Below are 13,517 nucleotides of genomic sequence, written 5' to 3'. Positions count from 1 at the left end.
CTCACGACCTCTTCAGCTTGGGGTCGAGCGCGTCGCGCAGGCCATCGCCGATCAGGTTGATGGCGAAGACGGTGATCAGGATGGCGAGGCCGGGGAAGGTCACGACCCACCAGGCGCGCAGGATGAACTCGCGCGCTTCGGCCAGCATCGTGCCCCATTCGGGCGTCGGCGGCTGCGCGCCCATGCCGAGGAAGCCGAGTGCTGCCGCCTCGAGAATGGCATTGGAAAAGGACAGGGTGGCCTGCACGATCAGCGGCGCGATGCAGTTGGGCAGGATGGTGACCAGCATCAGCCTGATATGACTGGCGCCGGCGACCTTGGCCGAGATCACATATTCGCGGTTCTTCTCCGCCATCACGGCGGCACGGGTGAGCCGCGCGAAATGTGGCTGCAGCACGAAGGCGATGGCGATCATGGCGTTGACGAGGCCAGGGCCGAGCACCGCTACCAGCACCAGCGCCAGGAGCAGCGACGGGAAGGCCAGGATGATGTCCATGATGCGCATGATCAGCGTGTCGACCCAGCCCCGGCAGTAGCCGGCGAGCAGGCCGAGGATCACACCCGAGACAAGCGCGGTGGTGACGACGACGAAGCCGATGGCGAGCGAGAAGCGCGAGCCGTAGATCAGCCGCGAAAGGATATCACGGCCGACGGCATCGGTGCCGAGCAGGAACTGCGCATTGCCGCCCGCTTGCCAGGCAGGCGGGGTCAGGAAGAAGTCGCGGAACTGGTCGTCCGCCGAATGCGGCGCGAGCAGCGGCGCGAAGATGGCGACCAGGATCAGGAGCGCGAAGACGACGAGGCCGATCACCGCGCCCTTGTTGATCGAGAAGTAGTGCCAGAACTCGGCGAACATCTGCAGCCGTGCGTCCTGCTGCTTGACGACGGTCGCCGCTTCGACGGTGGCTGGGCCTTCATTGGTCATGTCAATTCGCCCGTATGCGCGGGTTGATGACGGCATAGAGCACGTCGACGATCAGATTCACCGACATGACGATCAGCGCGATCAAAAGCAACCCGCCCTGCACGGTGAAATAGTCGCGCTTGGAAATGGCGTCGATCATCCACTTGCCGATGCCGGGCCAGGAGAAAATGCTCTCGGTCAGGATGGCTCCGGTGAGCAGCGTACCGACCTGCAGGCCGATCGTGGTGACGACCGGGATCAGCGCGTTGCGGAAGGCATGCAGGCCGATGACGCGGCGTGGCGCGAGGCCCTTGGCGCGTGCGGTGCGCACATAGTCCTCGCCCAGCACTTCAAGCATGGCCGAGCGCGTCTGCCTGGCGATGACGGCAAGCGGAATGGTGCCGAGCACGATGGTCGGCAAGATGAGATGCGACAGCGCCGAACGGAAAGCGCCTTTCTGCCCGGAGATCAGCGAATCGATGGTCATGAAGCCGGTGACCGGCTTGAAGAAGTAGAGCAGGTCGATGCGTCCCGAGACCGGCGTCCAGTGCAACGTGCCGGAGAAGACGATGATCAGCAGCAGGCCCCACCAGAAGATCGGCATCGAATAGCCGGCGAGCGCGGTGCCCATGGTCAGCTGGTCGAACCAGGAACCACGCCGGATCGCGGCGAAAATGCCGAAGGCGACGCCGAACACGATGGCGAAGATCATGGCGAAGATGGCGAGTTCGACCGTTGCTGGGAAGCGCACCAGGAAATCCCTGAGCACCGGCGTCTTGGTCGAGAACGAGGTGCCGAAATCGCCGCTGAGGATGTTGGTGAGATAGGTCAGGTACTGCTGCCAGATCGGCAGGTCGAAACCGAACTGGTGCATCAGCGCCGTGTGCCGTTCGGGCGACAGGCCGCGTTCGCCCGCGAGCACCAGCACCGGATCACCGGGCAGGATGCGCACGAAGCCAAAGGCGAGGATGGTTATCCCGATGAAGGTCGGGATGATGAGGGCGAGCTTGCCGAGGATATAACGCAGCATGGCGGGCGAGGTGGGACGGCACCGATGTGGCGCCGCCCCGTTTCGCGAACCTTATTCGGCGATATCGACGCCGTCAAAGCGGTGGATGCCGAGCGGATCCATCGCAAAGCCGGTGACGGTCTTCTGCATCGGCATGAACACCTTGGAGTGAGCGAGCGTCGCCCACGGTGCCTGCTCCTTGAAGATGACCTGTGCCTGTTCATAGAGCTTGGTGCGCTCGGCCTGGTCGGAAACCGTCTTGGCCTTGTTGATGAGCGCGTCGAAGTCCTTGTTGCACCATTCCGCGCGGTTGTTCGAACCGACGGAAGCGCAGCTCAGGAGCACGCCGAGGAAGTTGTCCGGATCGCCATTGTCGCCGGTCCAGCCGACGATGACGGCGCCGTCGTGATCGACCGCGGAAGCGCGCTTGAGGTATTCACCCCAGTCGTAGCTGACGATGCTGACGGTGACGCCGACCTTGGCGAAGTCGGCCTGGATCAGCTCGGCGGTGCGGCGCGCGTTCGGCATATAGGGACGCGACACGGGCATCGCCCAGACGTTCATCTTGAGGTCCTTGACGCCGGCTTCCTCAAGCAGCTTCTTGGCCGCATCCGGATCGTACGGATCGTCCTTCACGTCCTTGTTGTAGGACCACATGGTCGGCGGGATCGGGTTGATGGCCACCTGGCCGGCGCCCTGGAAGACGGCGTCGATGATGGCCTTTTTGTTGATGGCCATGTTGAGCGCCTTGCGCACGCGCACGTCGTCGAACGGCTTCTGCTGGGTGTTGTACATCAGCGCGCCGACATTGAGGCCTTCCTGCTCCGCGACCGTCAGGTTCGGATCAGCCTGCAGGCCGGCGATATCGGCCGGTGCCGGGTACGACATGATGTTGCATTCGCCGGCCTTCAGCTTCTGCGCGCGCACCGCCGGATCGGTGGTGATGGCGAAGACGAGGTCGTCGATCTTCTGCTTGCCGCCCCAATAGTCGGGGTTGGCCTTGTAGCGGATGGCGGCGTCGGTCTGGTAGTCGACGAAGATGAAGGGACCCGTGCCGACCGGCTTCTGGTTGAACAGCTCAGGGGTCTTGTCGGCCTGCAGCTTGTCGGCATATTCCTTCGAGACGATCGAGGCGAAATCCATGCCCAGGGTCGGAACGAAGGTGATCGCCGGCTCCTTGAGGGTGAACTTCACGGTCAGGTCGTCGACCTTCTCGACCTTGGTGATGTTGTCGCCGAACTGGTCATTGTAATACTGGTAGGCGATGCCAGGGATGTACTGGAACCACGGGCCGTTCTTGTCGACCTGACGCTCGAACGAGAACACGACGTCATCGGCGTCGAGGTCGCGCGTCGGGGTGAAATAGTCGGTGGGCGCGAACTTGACGCCCTTGCGCAGCTTGAAGGTATATTCCTTGCCGTCGTCGGAAATGGTCCAGCTTTCGGCCAGGCCGGGCGAGATCGAGGTCTTGCCGTGATCGAATTCGACGAGGCGGTTGAAAACGGTACGCGAGGACGCGTCGAACGTCTGGCCCGCGGTATACGGCGCCGGGTCGAAACCCTCCGGCGATGCTTCCGCGCAATAGACCAGAGTTTTCGCGTTTGCCACGCCTCCCAGGACGCTTGCAGCCAGCAACGCGGCTGCAAAAGTCAATTTCTTCTTCATTGAGCACTCCCTGATGTTCTTCCAAGCCCCTCTATCAGGCTCGCGAAGCGCGCATATAAGCACCGTTTTTCGGGCTTTGGAACACCCCGTTTGCTTACCCCGCGGGAAGCAGGAAAAAAATCCGCCATTTTGTTAAATGGCAGAAAAAATTAGCAGTTTTTTCCATTCACGATATTGTTAACGACCGCATTTTTTTATTGATCGGCAGCCCGACAGAATGGACGGCGCGTCCGCCCCTCGTCACGCCCGCGAGGGCGCAACAAGCGGCTGCAAGTGCAATCGGAGGTAAAGATTTTCGGCGGCAAATCTTTCGGCGCCTTGCCGCTAGGGCAAGACTTGCACCCTCGCCGATAGAGGCAATACATAGATGATCAACTGGTGGCAGCGGAGGACGTCTCTGTCAGTTCGGAGGCGAGCGCGTCAAGGCCACCAGGAAACAGGCAAACAAGATGTCGAGGAGGAACGGGTGGCAAAAACATCGAAGACGCCGGTGAAAACGTCGGCCAAGGCGGCCTCCAAACCAGCCTCAGCCGACAGGCAGGTCAAAGCTGCCGCCAAGGCCGCTCCAGCCAAGACGGAAGCAAAGCCAGCCACAAAGGCGCCGTCCGCAAAAGCCACAGCCAAGTCCGCGACCAAGCCGGTGGCCAAGGGTGCGCCGGCCAAGGCTCTGCCGGCAAAGACGCCGCCGACCAAGCGCTCCGCCGCCGGGACCTCTCCCGCAAAGACCGGCGCCACCAAGGCGGCATCGACTGCAAAGGCAGCATCGCCCGCAAAGGCGGCGCCGGCGGCTGACAGCCAGAGACTGCCGAAGGCGCTTACCGAGCTCGCCTCCGGCCTGCCGGAAAAGCCGTGGCTGAAGAATTACCCGAAGAACATGCCGGCCGAGATCGGCCCCCTTCCCTACAGTTCCATCGGCGACTTCCTCGTCGCCGCCTGCAAGCAGTTTGCAGGCCAGCCGGCCTTCACCTGCATGGGCAAGTCCATCACCTATGCCGAGCTCGAGCGGCTTTCGGCGGCCTTCGGCGCTTACCTGCAATCCACGGGGCTTCAGAAGGGCGCGCGCGTCGGCCTGATGATGCCGAACATCCTGCAATATCCCGTGGCGATGATGGCGGTGGCCCGCGCCGGCTACACCGTGGTCAACATCAATCCGCTCTACACGCCGCGGGAACTGGAACACCAGCTCAAGGATTCCGGCGCGCAGGCCATCGTCATCCTGGAGAACTTCGCCAACACGTTGCAGGCCGTGGTCTCCAGAACCTCGGTCAAGCATGTCGTCGTGGCAAGCATGGGCGACATGCTCGGCGGCCTGAAAGGGACGATCGTCAATCTGGTGGTGCGCCGCGTCAAGAAGATGGTGCCGGCCTGGTCGTTGCCAGGCCATGTCAAGTTCAACGCGGCGCTGAAGGCCGGCGGTGGCATGAATTTCAAGCCCGCCACGGTCGCGGCCAATGACGTCGCCTTCCTGCAATATACCGGCGGCACGACGGGAATTTCGAAGGGCGCGACCCTGCTGCACAGCAATGTGCTGGCCAATGTCGCGCAGAACTCGCTGTGGGTGGAAGACGCCTACACGGTCAAGCCGAAGCCCGCGCATCTCAACTTCGTCTGCGCGCTGCCGCTCTACCACATATTCGCGCTGACGGTGAACGCGCTGATGGGCATGCAGCAAGGCGCGCAGAACATCCTCATTCCCAACCCGCGCGACATTCCGGGCTTCGTGAAGGAACTCGGGAAGTATCCGGCGCACATATTTCCCGGCCTCAACACGCTGTTCAACGCGCTGCTCAACAACGAGGATTTCCGCAAGCTCGACTTCAAGCCGCTGATCCTGACCCTGGGTGGCGGAATGGCGGTCCAGAAGGGCGTGGCCGAGCGCTGGAAGGCGCTGACCGGCTGCCCGATCAGCGAGGGCTATGGCCTCTCCGAAACCTCGCCGGTGGCGACGGCCAACAAGTTCACGTCCAGCGACTTCACCGGCACCATCGGCCTGCCGTTGCCGTCGACGGAAATCGCCATCCGCGACGATGACGGCAACAACGTGCCGCTGGGCGAGGTCGGCGAGATCTGCATCAGGGGACCGCAGGTGATGGCCGGCTACTGGAACCGGCCGGACGAGACCGCCAAGGTGATGACCAAGGACGGCTTCTTCAAGTCGGGCGACATGGGCTTCATGGACGATCGCGGCTACACCAAGATCGTCGACCGCAAGAAGGACATGATCCTCGTCTCCGGCTTCAACGTCTATCCGACAGAACTCGAGGAGGTCGTGGCCATGCATCCAGGCGTGCTCGAAGTGGCGGCGATCGGCGTGCCGGACGAACATTCCGGCGAAGTGCCCAAACTGTTCATCGTCAAGAAGGATCCGGACCTCACGGCGGAAGCCATCACCGCCTATTGCCGCGAAAACCTGACCGGCTACAAGCGGCCCAAATATATCGAGTTCCGGACCGAATTGCCGAAGACGCCGGTCGGCAAGATCCTGCGGCGGGCGCTGCGCCAGTAGTGGGGGGTGCCGCCGACGATGGACCGGGCCGGCGTCGACGCCTGGATCCCGCGGAATTCATCAAGGCGAACATGCGCCTTTTCCCGGTGCCTGCGCTTCCCGAAATCCGGATTTACACTGCTCACCCGGGCAGCGGATTGAGGCGGCTCGTCGAGCCCGGAGGCGACGACGAAGCAAACGAGGACACATCCGAACCCAAGCCGCCCTACTGGGCCTATGCCTGGGCCGGCGGAACGGTGCTTGCACGCTACGTCCTCGACCATCCCGGGACGGTAGCGGGCCGCCGCGTCCTCGACCTCGGAGCCGGCTCCGGCATTGTCGGCATTGCCGCCGCAAAGGCCGGCGCCAGCGCGGTGATCGCGGCGGAGATCGACCGCAACGGCATCGCCGCGATCGGCCTCAACGCCGGGGCCAACGGCGTCGCGATCGCCATTGCCGAAGGGGATATCACCGCGGATCCGCCACCGGCGGTCGACCTCGTGCTCGCAGGCGACGTGTTCTATGGCCCCGAGGTTGCCAGACGGATTATCCCCTTCCTCGATCGCTGCCTGGCAGCCGGCATCGATGTGCTGGTCGGCGATCCCCGCCGCGCCGACCTCCCACGCTCGCGCCTTCGCCTGCTTGCCGAATACAAGGTGCAGGATTTCGGTGAGCCGACGGGGGCTGCGGCGAAACCGAGCGGCGTCTTTTCGTTCGAACCGGAACTGCATTAGCGCGACGGAGCTAGGCCGGACGCACTGAATGGCCGGCCTCTGGCGGTCGCTCGATTTCGACGGATCGCATGACGCGATCCGCCCCTGAACGTCGATTGGCTCAGCCTTGGGAAATCCTCTGGACCGCGGCCGGGATCGCCCGCAGAGTGGAGTGAAACGGAGGGGGCCGTCTTGACTGACGAGGTGATAATTCGTGAGCTCAACGGGCTCGATGAGATGCTCGCGGTCTACCCGTTGTTCCGGCAGAGCAACTCGCATCTGAGCGAAGCAGCATTTCGCGAACGACTTTCGGCAATGCACGCTCAGGGCAATTACCGCTGCATCGCGGCCTATATCGGCGAGCGGCCGGTCGGTCTTTCCGGCCTCTGGACAGGCAATCAGCTCTGGTGCGGCAAGTATATCGAAGCCGACCACGTGGTGGTCGACACGACCCTGCGCAGCCTTGGCATAGGCGCCAGACTGATGGCGTGGATCGAGGCGGAGGGCGAACGGACCGGATGCTCCGTCTTCCGTATCGCCATGGTGCTCGGCAAGGAGCGCACCCACCAGTTCTATGTTCGAAACGGCTTCTTCGATGACGGTCTGCTCATGGTGAAGGCCCTGAGCCGAGGCGCCGAGGAATTCCCGGAATATGTATCGCGCCCTGCAGGGCCGGGCCTGGAGGCGTAGAGCCGTTCAGCATTTCGCGGAATCGCTGAACGGCTCGAACTACGGTGCCTCTGCGTCTGGCGCAACGAAGCCCACGTTGGCTTTCGTTTTGCCCAGCCTTAGCCGATCAGACCGTCTCCCTGACCCGTGCCGAAAGGAAATCCGGCAGATCGGCAACCGAATCGAGGACGATGTCGGCCATCTCGGCCAGCGATTCGCGCGTGCCGGTGCCCGAAAGCACGCCCACCGCCAGGCCGCAGCCGCCGGCGCGCGCCATTTCGAGATCGTGTCTGTTATCGCCGACCATGGCGATCTCGGCCGGCTTGAGGCCGGTCAGGTCGCAAAAAGCCTGGATGGTGTCGGGCGCGGGCTTTGGATTGGCGACGGCGTCATAGCCATAGGCGGCGTCGAAGAGTTGCGCGACACCGAGCGTGACCAGGGTCTTTTCCGCGCCGCTGGTCGAATCGTTGGTGGCGACACCAAGCCGGTATGACCTTTTGTGCAGCAATGCCAGGGAATCGACTATGCCCGGCAGCGCCACCGCCATCGCCGACCCCTGCACCGAGGTGATCTCGTTGAAGCGGGCGACGGCCAGCATCTGGTCTTCGTTCGACAGGCGCGGAAACCAGAGTTCCACGACATCCAGATTGGTGCCGGCGGCGAAGATCGAGTCGGCCTTGAAGCGGCGGTTGGCGAAATCGAAACCGGCGGCGGCGAGCAGCCTGTCGGCCTTCCATCGGTCACCGTCGGAAGCATCCATGGCCATGAAGTCGGCGACCCCGAGCCAGGTCGCGTTGAAATCGACAAGTGTCCCGTCCTTGTCGAAGAGTATCCCCTTGATGTCTGCCAAGCCCTTCACTCCGAACCACGCAATTGGTGGATGCGTTCCACAAGGCCCCTGGTCGAGGCGTCCCGGTTTGCGGCGCTTTCCTTGCCTTCCACGACAGGCAACAGGCCGGTCGCCAGTTCCTTGCCGAGTTCGACCCCCCATTGGTCGAAGGAATTGATGTTGAACAGCGTGCCCTCGACAAAGACACGGTGCTCGTAGAGCGCGATCAGCCTGCCGAAGGTGCGCGGATCGAGCTTGCGGTAGAGGATGGTGAGCGAAGGCCGGTTGCCGGAGAACACACGATGCGGCGCTATCTTGTCGACATCGGCCGGCTTCATGCCCTTGGCCAGCATCTGCGCGCGCGCTTCCTCCAGCGTGCGGCCCTTCATCAGCGCTTCCGACTGCGCCAAGCAGTTGGCGAGCAGCAGATCATGCTGGTGCTTCAGGTTCGGCTCGTGGCCGACAGCCGCGACAAGAAACTCGACCGGGATGAAATCGGTACCCTGGTGCAGCAACTGGAAGAAGGCATGCTGGCCATTGGTGCCGGGCTCGCCCCAGACCAGCGGCCCGGTCGGCGTCTTTACGGGCGTCCCGTCGAGTGTGACACCCTTGCCGTTCGATTCCATGTCGAGTTGCTGCAGATAGGCCGGCAGCCTGGACAGGCGCTGGTCATAAGGGATGACCGCGCGGGCCGGATACTGACAGATGACACGGTGCCACCAGCCGACAAGGCCAAGCAGCGCCGGCAGGTTCTGTTGCAGCGGCGCGGTGCGGAAGTGTTCGTCCATCTCGTGCGCGCCATCGAGAAAGGCGCGAAAGTTCCTCGGCCCGATGGCGATCATGACAGGCAGGCCGATGGCGCCCCAGACCGAATAGCGGCCGCCGACCCAGTCCCAGAAACCGAACACGCGATCCGACGCGATGCCGAACTTGGCCACAAGGTCGAGCGCGGTGGAGACGGCGGCGAAATGCTTGCCGACCGCATCCTTGCCGAGCGCCTTCTGGACCCAGTCGCGCGCCGTCTGCGCATTGGTCATCGTCTCGACGGTGGTGAAGGTCTTGGAGGCGATGATGAACAGCGTGGTTTCGGCGGACAGGTCCTTCAGCGTGTCGTGGATATGGGCGCCGTCTATGTTGGAGACATAGTGCGCGCGCGGGCCGTCATGATAGGGGGCGAGCGCCAGCGTCGCCATGGCCGGGCCGAGATCGGAACCGCCAATGCCGATATTGACGATGTCGGTGATCTTCTTGCCGGTTGCGCCCGGCGCCTTGCCGGAGCGGATCGCATCGGCAAAGGCACCCATGGCGTCGAGCACCGAAAGGACGTCGGCCTTGACGTCCTGGCCGTCGACCGTGACACCCTTGCCGCTGAGGTTGCGCAGCGCCGTGTGCAGCACGGCGCGGTCTTCGGTGATGTTGATCTTCTTGCCGGCGAACATGGCGGCACGGCGGCCTTCGAGGTCGGCGGCCCCGGCGAGCTTTTCCAACAAATCCATCGTGGTCGCATCGACGGCGCATTTTGACCAGTCGAGCAAAAGGTCGCCATCGGTGGCGGAGAAGGTCGCGAACCGCTTCGGATCGGCGGCAAAGGCCTGCCGCATCGAGGCGGGTGCCGCGGCGCGATGTTCGCGCAAGGCGGCGAACTGTTTCTGGAAGGCTGACTGATCCACTGGCGGGGACTCCTGGCTTTTTTCGACGCACCATATCAGACCGGATGTTTCCGGCGCGTGTCGTCGCGGCAAAACTATTGAGCCGAATTCCGTCCGGTCAATATGTGGCGGTGACACATTCTGTCACGTCGCGGCGACAGAATGTGTCACGCATGGCCGCAAAGCCGTGCAATTCCGGCTGGATGGATCACTGGCATAAATCCCAAAGATCAGAAAAATTGATTGGCGCAACCCCTTGTGCCACCGCTACATTCGACTGGTCCAGCCAAGCCAAAAAAGCTGGCCATCGAGGAACATCTTCCATGCCACAGAGAAACGACACGGCGATATGGTCCGGCCTGTTCCGGATTTCGGCTGAATCCGGCCAGACCCTGCAAGCGCAGATCCGCCAAGCCATCGTAGCCGCCATTCTCGACCGCCAGATCGCCGCTTCCATGCCGCTCCCCTCCTGCCGGATCCTCGCCGAGAAACTCGGCGTGGCGCGCGGAACGGTGGTGCTGGCCTTCCAGCAGCTCGTCGACCAGGGTTTCCTGGTGGCGCGCGAGCGCCGTGGCCATTTCGTCAATCCCGACGTGCTGGCAACGCCGGCCAAGCCGCATCAGAAGGCTCCCGACCAGGCCAACGAGATCGACTGGAAGGCGCGCCGTCAGATCGCTGCCAGCGACATGCAGCCGCCGGTGAAGCATGAGAACTGGATCAAGTCGTCCTATCCCTTCGTCTACGGCCAGTTCGATCCGGCGCTGTTTCCGACCGCCGAGTGGCGCGAGTGCAACCGCATGGCGCTGGCCGTGCTCGAAATCCGCAACTGGGCGTCCGACATGGTCGATCGCGACGATCCGCTGCTGATCGAACAGATCCAGGCGCGGCTCCTGCCCCGGCGCGGCATCTTCGCCAATCCCGACGAGATCATCGTCACGCTCGGCGCCCAGAATGCACTCTACATGCTGGCGTCGCTGCTGATGACCAAGGGTTCGAAAGTGGCGATGGAAGATCCGGGCTACCCCGACGCGCGCTCCATCTTCCGCCTTGCGGGCGCCGACATCCAGCCGGTGCCGGTCGACCAGTCCGGCATCGTAACCTCTTCTATTCCCGCTGATTCCGGCTTCGTGTTCGTCACCCCGAGCCATCATTGCCCGACCATGGTGCCGTTGTCGGCCGAGCGGCGGCAGGATCTTCTGGCGCGCGCCAACCGCCACAACCAGATCATCATCGAGGACGGCTACGACAGCCAGCTTCTCGACGAGGCACCGCAGCAGGCGCTGAAGAGCCTCGACCGCTCCGGTCGTGTCGTCTATGTCGGCTCGATGTCGAAGACCCTGGCTCCCGGCCTGCGGCTTGGCTATATCGTGGCCTCCGCTGGACTAATCGCGGAACTGAGGGCGCTGCGCCGCTTCATGCTGCGCCATCCGCCGGCCAACAACCAGCGCGCCGTGGCGCTCTTCCTGTCGCTCGGCCATCACGAGGCGCTGGTGCGGCGGTTGTCGAGCGCCTTCGACGAGCGGCGCAAGCGGCTGGTCCATGCGATTTCCGCTTTCCTGCCGGAATGGCGTTCGACCGACTCCGCCGGCGGCACATCGCTCTGGCTGGAAGGGCCACGTGGCACGGATTCGCGCGGTTTGGCCGAGGCCGCGGCCTCGCGCAGCGTCATCATCGAGCCTGGCGACCGCTTCTTCGACCGCACCGAAAAGCCCTCTCGTTTCATGCGTTTGGGCATTTCCTCGATCGCACTGCAGCACATCGAGCCCGGCATAAGGGAACTCGCCACGGCCGCCGGGCGCAGACCCGCCGCCGCTTGATTTTCTTCCACCCGGAGCCGCCACCGGCGGCTTCGGTTTCCCCTGTTCTGGTATATGCAACCGGAAACGCTGGCCCATAGGCTGTGCCAATGCCGGCGGCATAGTCGTGGCACAAAGGGGAAGAGGCAGCCGATGGTGGACCAACCGCCGCGCTTGCTGCCTGAAAAGGTGGAGTGTCTCGATGTCAGCAATTCTCGAGAAGCAGCAGGACGCCGCGGCGGACCAACGCTCGCGCCGGTCCGGTGGACGCGAAGCGCGCCGCGCCATGCGGGCAGCGCCCCTGGCCGACGACATCAGACCGGTGCGCGCCGGTCTCGAGGGCGGCAGCTACGGTCCTCTCAAGGGCAATGATTGCGAGCGCATCCACGAGGCGGTGCTGACACTGCTGGAGACGGTCGGCTTCGCCAATGCCATCCCTTCCTGCATCGATGCGCTGACCAAGGCCGGCGCCACCTACGGCGACGATGGCCGCATCCGTTTCCCGCGCGCCCTGGTCCTCGATACGATCAAAAGGGCGGCGCGCAACTTCACCCTCCATGGCCAGGATCCCAAACACGACATGGTGATCCAGGGCAAGCGGGTGCATTACGGCACCGCGGGCGCTGCCGTTCACCTGGTCGATGTCGAGAAGCGCGAATACCGCGAGTCGCTGCTGCAGGACATCTACGATGCCGCCCGTATCGTCGACGGCCTCGACAACATCCATTTCTTCCAGCGGCCGATGGTGCCGCGCGATATCCCCGATCCGCTCGAAATGGACTTCAACACGCTCTACGCCTGCGTGATGGGCACATCCAAGCATGTCGGGACGTCCTTCACCGTGCGCGAAAATGTGCAACCGGCGCTCGAAATGCTCTATGCGATCGCCGGCGGCGAGGAGAATTTCCGCGCCCGGCCGTTCGTCTCCAACTCCAACTGCTTCGTCGTGCCGCCCATGAAGTTCGCCGAGGATGCCTGCGGCGTGCTCGAGGCCTGTGTGGAGGGCGGCATTCCGATCCTGCTTCTGTCGGCCGGACAGGCGGGCGCCACCGCGCCGGCGGCGATCGCCGGCGCCGTCGTGCAGGCGGTGGCCGAAGTGCTGGCGGGCCTTGTCTATGTCAACGCCATCAAGCCCGGGCATCCGGCGATCTTCGGCACCTGGCCGTTCGTGTCGGATCTGAGGACCGGCGCCATGTCGGGCGGCTCGGCCGAGCAAGCCGTGCTGACCGCGGCCTGCGCCCAGATGGCGCAGTATTACGACCTGCCGGGCGGTTCGGCCGCCGGCATGACGGATTCGAAACTGCCCGACATCCAGTCCGGCTATGAAAAAGGCATCACCGATGTGATGGCCGGCCTTGCAGGGCTCAACCTCGTCTATGAATCGGCCGGCATGCACGCTTCGCTGCTCGGCTTCTGCCTGGAAAGCCTGATCATCGACAACGACATGCTGGGCCATTGCCTGCGCTGCGTGCGCGGCATCGAGGTGACCGACGAAGCGCTGTCGATCGACACCATCGCCGATGTCTGCCTCAGGGGACCGGGCCACTATCTCGGCAACGAGCAGACCCTGCGGCTGATGCAGACCGAGTATTTCTACCCCGCCGTCGGAGACCGCTTTTCGCCCAAGGAGTGGAACGAGAAGGGCCGGCCAGATATATTGCAGCGCGCGATCGCAGAGAAAAAGCGCGTCCTCGCCGAACGTTTCCCGCGCCATGTGCCGAAGCTGCTCGACGACAAATTGCGCACCCGCTTCGGCGAGATGATAAAGCTGCCCCGGGGCAATATGGGTGGGTAGCGC

Annotated in this window: 10 protein-coding genes; 5 read left to right on the top strand and 5 right to left on the bottom strand. The window is 63.6% G+C overall.

Features of this window, described 5'->3' with window-relative positions:
• Window position 1: 1 nt before the first annotated feature.
• The 3 genes from FFS37_RS02340 to FFS37_RS02330 all read right to left on the bottom strand — a co-directional run bounded on the left by FFS37_RS02340 (window position 2) and on the right by FFS37_RS02330 (window position 3,578).
• On the bottom strand, window positions 2-856 hold the full coding sequence (locus tag FFS37_RS02340) for an ABC transporter permease subunit (RefSeq protein ID WP_210240435.1): 855 nt from the start codon (window positions 854-856) through the stop codon (window positions 2-4).
• A gap of 70 nt (window positions 857-926) precedes the next feature.
• Window positions 927-1,934, bottom strand: a complete 1,008-nt coding sequence (locus tag FFS37_RS02335; RefSeq protein WP_137929311.1) for an ABC transporter permease subunit — start codon at window positions 1,932-1,934, stop codon at window positions 927-929.
• A gap of 51 nt (window positions 1,935-1,985) precedes the next feature.
• A complete protein-coding gene (locus FFS37_RS02330) occupies window positions 1,986-3,578 on the bottom strand; it encodes an ABC transporter substrate-binding protein (protein WP_137929310.1) in 1,593 nt (530 codons plus the stop codon).
• Window positions 3,579-4,044: 466 nt separating this feature from the next.
• Between FFS37_RS02330 and FFS37_RS02325 the strand changes: the two genes are divergently transcribed.
• From FFS37_RS02325 to FFS37_RS02315, 3 genes are all read left to right on the top strand, one after another.
• Window positions 4,045-6,084, top strand: a complete 2,040-nt coding sequence (locus FFS37_RS02325) for a long-chain fatty acid--CoA ligase (protein WP_137929309.1) — start codon at window positions 4,045-4,047, stop codon at window positions 6,082-6,084.
• Window positions 6,085-6,155: 71 nt separating this feature from the next.
• Window positions 6,156-6,797 carry a class I SAM-dependent methyltransferase gene (locus tag FFS37_RS02320; protein ID WP_137929308.1) on the top strand — a complete coding sequence of 214 codons (642 nt, stop codon included), beginning with the start codon at window positions 6,156-6,158 and terminating at the stop codon, window positions 6,795-6,797.
• Window positions 6,798-6,968: 171 nt separating this feature from the next.
• Complete coding sequence (locus FFS37_RS02315) at window positions 6,969-7,466, top strand: GNAT family N-acetyltransferase (protein WP_137929307.1); 498 nt, start codon at window positions 6,969-6,971, stop codon at window positions 7,464-7,466.
• A gap of 106 nt (window positions 7,467-7,572) precedes the next feature.
• On the opposite strand, the gene FFS37_RS02310 is transcribed toward FFS37_RS02315, so the two are convergent.
• Together FFS37_RS02310 and pgi are read right to left on the bottom strand one after the other, a co-directional pair.
• The gene (locus tag FFS37_RS02310; protein WP_137929306.1) at window positions 7,573-8,295 is read right to left on the bottom strand and encodes an HAD family hydrolase; all 723 of its coding nucleotides are present in this window, start codon (window positions 8,293-8,295) and stop codon (window positions 7,573-7,575) included.
• Window positions 8,296-8,300: 5 nt separating this feature from the next.
• On the bottom strand, window positions 8,301-9,944 hold the full coding sequence (gene pgi / locus FFS37_RS02305) for a glucose-6-phosphate isomerase (RefSeq protein WP_137929305.1): 1,644 nt from the start codon (window positions 9,942-9,944) through the stop codon (window positions 8,301-8,303).
• A gap of 302 nt (window positions 9,945-10,246) precedes the next feature.
• Between pgi and pdxR the strand changes: the two genes are divergently transcribed.
• A complete protein-coding gene (gene pdxR / locus FFS37_RS02300) occupies window positions 10,247-11,740 on the top strand; it encodes a MocR-like pyridoxine biosynthesis transcription factor PdxR (protein ID WP_137929304.1) in 1,494 nt (497 codons plus the stop codon).
• Window positions 11,741-11,921: 181 nt separating this feature from the next.
• A complete protein-coding gene (locus tag FFS37_RS02295) occupies window positions 11,922-13,514 on the top strand; it encodes a trimethylamine methyltransferase family protein (RefSeq protein ID WP_137929303.1) in 1,593 nt (530 codons plus the stop codon).
• Window positions 13,515-13,517 lie beyond the last annotated feature (3 nt).

It is taken from the genome of Mesorhizobium comanense, assembly GCF_005503535.1.
Lineage (GTDB): Bacteria > Pseudomonadota > Alphaproteobacteria > Rhizobiales > Rhizobiaceae > Mesorhizobium > Mesorhizobium comanense.
The sequence above is the reverse complement of the archived record's forward strand: the minus strand, read 5'-3'. Positions and strand labels throughout refer to the sequence as shown.

Bases quoted from the DNA above. Each gene is read 5' to 3' on its own strand.
- FFS37_RS02330 (WP_137929310.1), bottom strand. From the start codon at position 3,578: ATGAAGAAGAAATTGACTTTTGCAGCCGCGTTGCTGGCTGCAAGCGTC.
- pdxR (WP_137929304.1), top strand. From the start codon at position 10,247: ATGCCACAGAGAAACGACACGGCGATATGGTCCGGCCTGTTCCGGATT.
- FFS37_RS02340 (WP_210240435.1), bottom strand. From the start codon at position 856: ATGTTCGCCGAGTTCTGGCACTACTTCTCGATCAACAAGGGCGCGGTG.
- FFS37_RS02320 (WP_137929308.1), top strand. From the start codon at position 6,156: ATGCGCCTTTTCCCGGTGCCTGCGCTTCCCGAAATCCGGATTTACACT.
- FFS37_RS02335 (WP_137929311.1), bottom strand. From the start codon at position 1,934: ATGCTGCGTTATATCCTCGGCAAGCTCGCCCTCATCATCCCGACCTTC.
- FFS37_RS02295 (WP_137929303.1), top strand. From the start codon at position 11,922: ATGTCAGCAATTCTCGAGAAGCAGCAGGACGCCGCGGCGGACCAACGC.